General features: G+C 56.6%; 5 protein-coding genes. 2 read left to right on the top strand and 3 right to left on the bottom strand.

What is annotated here, in order from left to right:
* A partial coding sequence (locus GXX82_00255) for an FAD-binding protein (protein ID NLT21457.1) occupies window positions 1-1112 on the bottom strand: 1112 nt, incomplete at its 3' end.
* Between the two features lie 229 nt (window positions 1113-1341).
* Between GXX82_00255 and GXX82_00250 the strand changes: the two genes are divergently transcribed.
* Window positions 1342-2265, top strand: coding sequence for an AEC family transporter (locus GXX82_00250; GenBank protein NLT21456.1), 924 nt, complete (start codon window positions 1342-1344; stop codon window positions 2263-2265).
* A gap of 393 nt (window positions 2266-2658) precedes the next feature.
* On the opposite strand, the gene GXX82_00245 is transcribed toward GXX82_00250, so the two are convergent.
* Window positions 2659-3474 (bottom strand): sugar phosphate isomerase/epimerase, encoded by an 816-nt coding sequence (locus GXX82_00245; GenBank protein NLT21455.1) that lies wholly within the window; start codon window positions 3472-3474, stop codon window positions 2659-2661.
* A 148-nt stretch (window positions 3475-3622) separates the two neighbouring features.
* Window positions 3623-4270 (bottom strand): adenylate kinase, encoded by a 648-nt coding sequence (locus GXX82_00240; protein ID NLT21454.1) that lies wholly within the window; start codon window positions 4268-4270, stop codon window positions 3623-3625.
* A gap of 161 nt (window positions 4271-4431) precedes the next feature.
* Between GXX82_00240 and GXX82_00235 the strand changes: the two genes are divergently transcribed.
* Window positions 4432-6417: an ATP-dependent helicase gene (locus GXX82_00235; GenBank protein NLT21453.1), complete on the top strand. Its 1986-nt coding sequence runs from the start codon at window positions 4432-4434 to the stop codon at window positions 6415-6417.
* Window positions 6418-6732: the final 315 nt, after the last annotated feature.

The following is a 6732-nucleotide window of genomic DNA, read 5'->3' as shown; positions in this document are numbered from 1 at the left end:
CCGAGGACGACGATCTCGACATCATATTTCTTGGCCAGTTCCCTGATCTTCTTGACGAACTTGGGGATATTTCCACGCGGTACCGTGACGTCTTCCGCGAATACCTGCTTGGCTTTTCCAAATACAGCGGCGAAACCGGCACGCCGGGCCAGCCAGTACTTGTTGGCCTCGTCCATATTTGGTGCGATGCGGGCTTCCTTCGCACCGTACTGCTTTGTGATCTCCGCGATCTTCTGCGCTTCTTTCTCGACAACCTCAGGGATCCCATCGACCTCGAAGAAGAGGCATGCGTCGGCATCCTTCGGCAGGCCGATCGGCATCATCTCTTCGATCCTGTTGATGACCCAGTTATCGACCATTTCGATCTTGCAGGGAATAACGCCGTTCTCGAGCACGCGGAAAACACCTTCGCCGGCGACCGAGACATCGTCATAGACAACGCAGAGCGTCTTTCTTGCCTGTGGCAGGGGGTTCAATTTCAATTCGGCTTTGGTGATAACTCCGAGTGTTCCCTCGGAGCTGATGAAAATATGCAGCAGGTCGTAACCAACGACATTCTTCAGCGTTCTGCCACCGAGATGAATGACCTCGCCGCTCGGAAGGACCACCTCGACACCCAGAATATACTGTTTTGTGACGCCATACTTCACGCCGGCAGGGCCGCCGGCATTCTCAGATATGATGCCGCCCATCGTCGCACCGAGAAAGCTCTGCGGATCGGGCGGGAAGAACAAGCCTTCTTTCGCGAGCCGCAGGGTGAGGTCCTGGAGGACAACGCCCGGCTCGACCGTGGCGGTCAGGTTTTCCTTGTCAACCTTGAGTATCTGATTGAATTTCGTCATGGCCATGACAATGCCGCCATGCCAGGGAACAGACCCTCCACTGACGTTTGTGCCGCCGCCCCTGGGGGTTACGGGTATCTTTTCAGCGTTGGCCAGCTTCATGATCCGGGACACTTCATCCGTAGACTTAGGGAAGACAACGACATCCGGCTCATGGACCCAGCTTGTCGTTCCGTCGTAAGAATACGCTTTCAGGGCCTCTGGCGCTGTGAGGACGTTGTCTTTGCCTACGATCTTTTGAAATTCGCTTATCAACGACTCTTTTAACATCCCTTCTACCCCCTGAGTTTGATATTGTTACTAATTTCACTTTCTTATATCCTTTTATCCTTTCCTTTGTCAACAAAAATCACAAGGCCAAAAATGCCCTGATATCAAGTAATTGGCCACAGTTAAGGCCTTGCGGAAGAATGGAAAAAATGGTATGGAATCGTATGTTTCCCATAGTGAACAAATAGACCGTAGATTGCCTGTACATCGACGTTTTTGGGGGGTATAAGTGGATATCCTGAAAACCATAGCTCCGATCTTCATCATCATCGCCTTCGGGTACGCTTTGAGAAGCAGGAACACGCTTTCCGACGACTTTGTCTCGGAGGCGAACCGTTTCGTCTTCCGATTCCCCCTTCCCTTTCTCATCTTCACGGGGATCCTGAAGGCGAACATGAAGGACATAGGATGGTTGTCTGTCCTCTCGCTCATCATCCCGACAGCCATAGTGATGGCCCTCGCCGTCCTTTCGGCCGCGGCAGCCCGTTACCGGGGCGGTAAACGCGGGAGCTTCATCCAGACGACGTTCCATGGCAACGTGACCTATGTAGGTCTTGCCGTCATCTTCTATCTTCTCGGTGATGAGGGGCTCGAAAAGGGAAGCCTCCTTGTCGGGATACTGATCCTCTTCAACAATGCCGGAGCCGTACTGGCACTTTCCCTGTCTTCCGGGAAACACCGCAACGTGATGAGAACGGCACTTTCGATCCTGAAAACACCGGTCATCATTGCCACCTTCGCGGCCCTTGCCCTCGCCTTCCTGAAGGTGACCATACCCGCCGTTGTCATGAAGAGCATCACCATAGTGGCCAACATAGCCCTTCCCATGGCGCTCATCATCATCGGCTGCTCCATTTCTCCGGAGATGCTGAAGAAGACCATCAAGCCTGCCGCCCTAGCCACGACCCTCAAGGTCATCGTCCTTCCCGCCCTGGCGGTCCTGTTCTGCCGCGTCTTTGCGATAGACCTGAAAGAGGCCCTCCCGGCGGTCATACTCCTCGCGACGCCAACGGCCATCACGGCCTACGTCATGGCACGGGAGCTCGGCGGCGACACCGACCTCGCCTCCGGCACGGTGACACTGACAACCCTCGTCTCACCGGTAACGTACCTGGGGTGGATATGGCTGCTGAAGACCGTTGCAGCCGCTTGAAGAAGAAAGAAGGGGGGTGCAGGCACGGCTGATAGGACCTATAGGACTAAGATAGGACCTATAGGACATATCGGACCTATAGGACATATCGGACCTATAGGACAGATAGGACGCATAGGACAGATTGAAGTGCAATCGCCACCCGCGGCGGACAATCGATTTCTTCCCGATTCTTCCTATTGGTCCTATTTAGTCTTATTGGTCTTATTCGTCCTATAGGTCTTATTTTCTCCTATAGGTCCTATCAAACACTCCGCGCCCTCGCTCCCTGCCCCCTCTTCCTTACCCCCCCATTTGGTCTCAGCCCCATGGGTCTTGTTGAGCTGGACAGCGGGTTTCTTCGTTGGTTTCCGGACCTGTGACCTGTGACGGTCTCTGGCATGTGACAGCCCGTCAGGGCGCAATTTGTTGCAGTTTTTGGAGGACCGCGGGGAAGCCGAGGCGTTCGATGTCCAGGGTCTCGATGACAACCTTGCCGTCGTAGCCGAGGTCGCTCAAGCCCTTCAGGACCCTTGCCATGTCGATCGAACCTTCTACGAAGTCGTGGTCGTCGCGGCTGCCGCTGTTGTTGTGCAGGTGCACGTGAAAGAGGTTCTTGAGGCCCATGCGGTGTACATCGTCGATGATCGCGCCTTCGGGGTCGGGATGCTTCGCCATGCACTTCGATATGTAGGCGTGGCCGATGTCGAGGGTGACACCTATTCCGGGAACGGCCTCATTGATGGCGGCAAACTCGTCCAGTTCCTGGAAGTAAAAGTAGGACATGAAGATGTTCTCCAACGCGACCCTGACCCCAAGAGACCTTGCCTCTTCCTGAACGGTGCAGAGGTCCTCGATGAACCGCACTTTCAACTCCCTGTCGTAATCCTTGAGCTTGCGGAAAAAGGAGTAGCCGGGGTGGACCACGACCGGGTCGGCACCAAGCCGGGCGGAGAGCCTCAGGGCGGCGAGCATCCTTTCCCTGGAAACGCGCCGTATCTCGTCGACGTAACTTCCCAGGTTCATCTCGAGGAAGGGGCCATGCATGGAAAACCCGACACCATCTCCTGCCAGGCGCCGCACCCTGTCCGTCAGCGCGCCGTCGAGGGAGAAGAGGTGGGGAGGCTCATAGGAAAGCTCGACGACCCCGATCCCGGCCGCGAGAATGCTGTCGATCACGCCGTCGAGACCGTCGTTAGTGAGGAAATATGTGGATACGCCGAAGTGCATGATAGAGGCGGGTCATGGGTAATAGGTCATGGGTTATGGGAACTGCCAAGAAACAAAAGACCCTATGCCCAACAGCGTGCGCATGGCCTCTGGAGTCTTTTCCCCATCACCCATAACCCATCACCCATAACCTGTATTCTTTGTATTCTTACTTCTTCACCGCCTTCTTTATCTCTTCCACGATCTCCGAGCTGTTCAGGGAACTGACGATCTTCAGAAGCCCTTCCTTTTTGTAGAAGTCGATGAGAGGGGCAGTTTTTTCGTTATATGTGGCAAGCCTCTGCTTGATGGCCTCCTCCGTCTCGTCGGCGCGCTGCACCGCGGGAGAACCGCACTTGAAGCAGGTCCCATCGGGTTTCGGCGGTTTGCTCTTTATGTTGTAGATCTCCTGGCAGTCAGGATTGGAGCAGGTCCGTCTTGTCGTCAGCCTGTCGAGGATGACATCCGTCGGGACGTCGAGGTTGATGGCGGCGTCGAGTTTCATGCCGATCTTGTCGAGGAGCTTCTTCAATGCCTCCGCCTGGGGTATGGTCCTCGGGAAACCATCGAGAAGGAAACCCTTCTGGCAATCGGGCTCTTTCATCCTGACTTCCATAATGTCCATGATGAGGTCGTCGGGTACGAGCTCGCCCCGCTCCATGTAGCCCTTCGCCTTCTTGCCCAGTTCGGACCCCGCCTTGACGGCGTTGCGCAGGATGTCTCCCGTGGAGATCTGCACGGACCCGTCAAACTCCGTCAACGACTTCGCAACTGTACCCTTGCCGGCTCCCGGCGCTCCCAATAATACGATACGCATGATAGATCCTCCTTTGCGTGATTAATGATCGGACACGAAATTTCACTGAGTTTACCAAAAAAATCGAGAAAAATCACCGACAAAAACTCTCTTTGCCCCCTTGACCGGTCCCCCGGTGCCGCCTTGACATGCCCGACCGGGCGGGGGCATAATGTAGGCCTGTGAGAAAATATACCATCCACCGCGATGTCTCCCCCGTGAAGACCGCCATCGACTACTCCCGGGAGCTCAACGAAGAACAGCTTAACGTTGTCCTCTCCGACGACGGGCCCATCCTCGTCATCGCCGGGGCGGGGAGCGGCAAGACGAGGGTCGTCACCTACCGGGTCGCCCATCTCCTCGAGAGGGGCGTTCCACCGGGAGGCATACTGCTCCTCACTTTCACGAACAAGGCGGCCCGGGAGATGCTCCATCGCGTCGAACATCTCGTAAAGATGGACACCCGCTACATCTGGGGCGGCACCTTCCACCACATCGGCAACCTCATCCTCCGCCAGCACGCCGAGCGCGTCGGCTACCGCAAAAGCTTCACCATCCTCGACAACGAGGACGCGAAGGATGTCGTGGAGCTCGCCATCAAGGCATCGGGGATCGACGCGAAGGCGCGGATGTTCCCCAAGGGCGGGGTCGTGAAGGAACTCTTCAGCTATGCGGCCAATACCATGCAGACCGTCGACGAGGCCATCCGGGAACGCAGCCCCTTCTTCTACGACATCGCCGACGAAATGGTGGCGGTGCACGGGATCTACATGGAAAAGAAGCGGGAGGCGAACGCCATGGACTTCGATGACCTCCTCACATACTGGCACCGGCTCCTCGCCGAGGACGAGGAACTGCGCAAGCTCTACGCCATGACCTTCCGCCACATCCTCGTCGATGAGTACCAAGACACCAACCGCATCCAGTCGGAGATCATCGACTTCATGGGACTTCTGAACCGCAACGTCATGGTCGTCGGCGACGACGCCCAGAGCATCTACTCCTTCCGGGGGGCGAACTTCCAGAACATACTAGATTTCCCGAAACGCTACGGCGAGGCGAAGGTGTACAAGCTGGAGACGAACTACCGCAGCACTCCGGAGATCCTGGACCTCGCGAACAACTCCATCTCCTTCAACTTCAACCAGTTCGAAAAGACCCTGCACAGCGTGAAGAAGAGCGGCGTCGTCCCCGTCGTCGCGCCATCGCGGGACGTGATACAGCAGGCCGAGTTCGTGGCCCAGCGGATACTGGAGCTCTCCGATGAGGGCATCCCCCTCGACAGGATATCGGTCCTCTACCGCGCCCATTACCATTCGATGGAAGTGCAGATGGAGCTTACCCGCCGGGGCATCCCCTTCGAGATCCGAAGCGGGCTCAGGTTCTTCGAGCAGGCCCATATCAAGGACGTCGTCTCCTTCCTGCGCGTCATGTCGAACCCCGACGACGAGGTTTCATGGAAGCGGATGCTCAGGATCTTTCCCCGCATCGGCAAGAAGACCGCCGACCACATCTATGCCTACCTCAGGGAACAGAGTGACCCCTTCGATCCCCTCATCTCTGGCAGGATCGCGGACACCTTCAAGGGCATCAGGAAGGAGAACATCGAGGTATGGTCGGAGCTCTTTGGTGAGCTGAAGAACCTCTTCGCCGACGAGGCCCCGGGCGACATGATCTCCGCCGTCCTCAAGCACGGCTACATCGAATACCTCAAGCTCACCTATCCCAACTACGAGGCGCGCCTCGAAGACCTGGGCCAGCTCATCAACTTCTCGACGAGGTACCACTCCCTGGAGACATTCCTCAGCGAGCTGTCCCTGATGAGCGGCATCTCCGGCGAAGAGATCGTCGCCGCCGGCGACACGGACGATGAACGGGTCATACTGAGCACCATCCACCAGGCCAAGGGTCTCGAGTGGCAGGTCGTCTTCATCATCTGGTGCGCCGAAGGAAGGTTCCCGAACCCGAGAGCGGTGGAGGAAGGGGCCATCGAAGAGGAGAGACGCCTCTTCTACGTGGCATCGACGCGCGCCATGGACGAGCTGTACCTCAGCTACCCCATCCTCGCCTTCGACCGCCAGGCCGGTCACATCATCATGCGCCCTTCCCGCTTCCTCGCCGAGCTCGACGGAGGAAAGTACGAAGAGTGGGCGCTCTCGGAATACTAGAGGCGGTTCCAGGTTTCAGGTTTCAGGTTTCAGGGAAAGACCGGGAAGAAGGTTTCAAGTTTCAGGTCTCGGGTGTCGAATTTCCGGACGCAACATGAAGGAAACAATCTCTCCCTCTGGGGGACCATTTCGGAGGAAAGGACCCTGGTCGCGAGACAATGTTCTTTTGCCTTTGCCTGAAACCTGAGACCTGAAACCTTGTATGTTACTCCCAATGGAATATCACAGGCAGTCCATGATAAGAAGAATGAAAGTAAGGTTACCGGCGTGGCAGGCCGTTTAAACCAGGGGATCCTATCCCGTGTTCCAGCTCGG

This window comes from Syntrophorhabdus sp. (assembly GCA_012719415.1).
Lineage (GTDB): Bacteria > Desulfobacterota > Syntrophorhabdia > Syntrophorhabdales > Syntrophorhabdaceae > Delta-02.
This window is presented reverse-complemented; position numbering and strand designations above follow the sequence as displayed.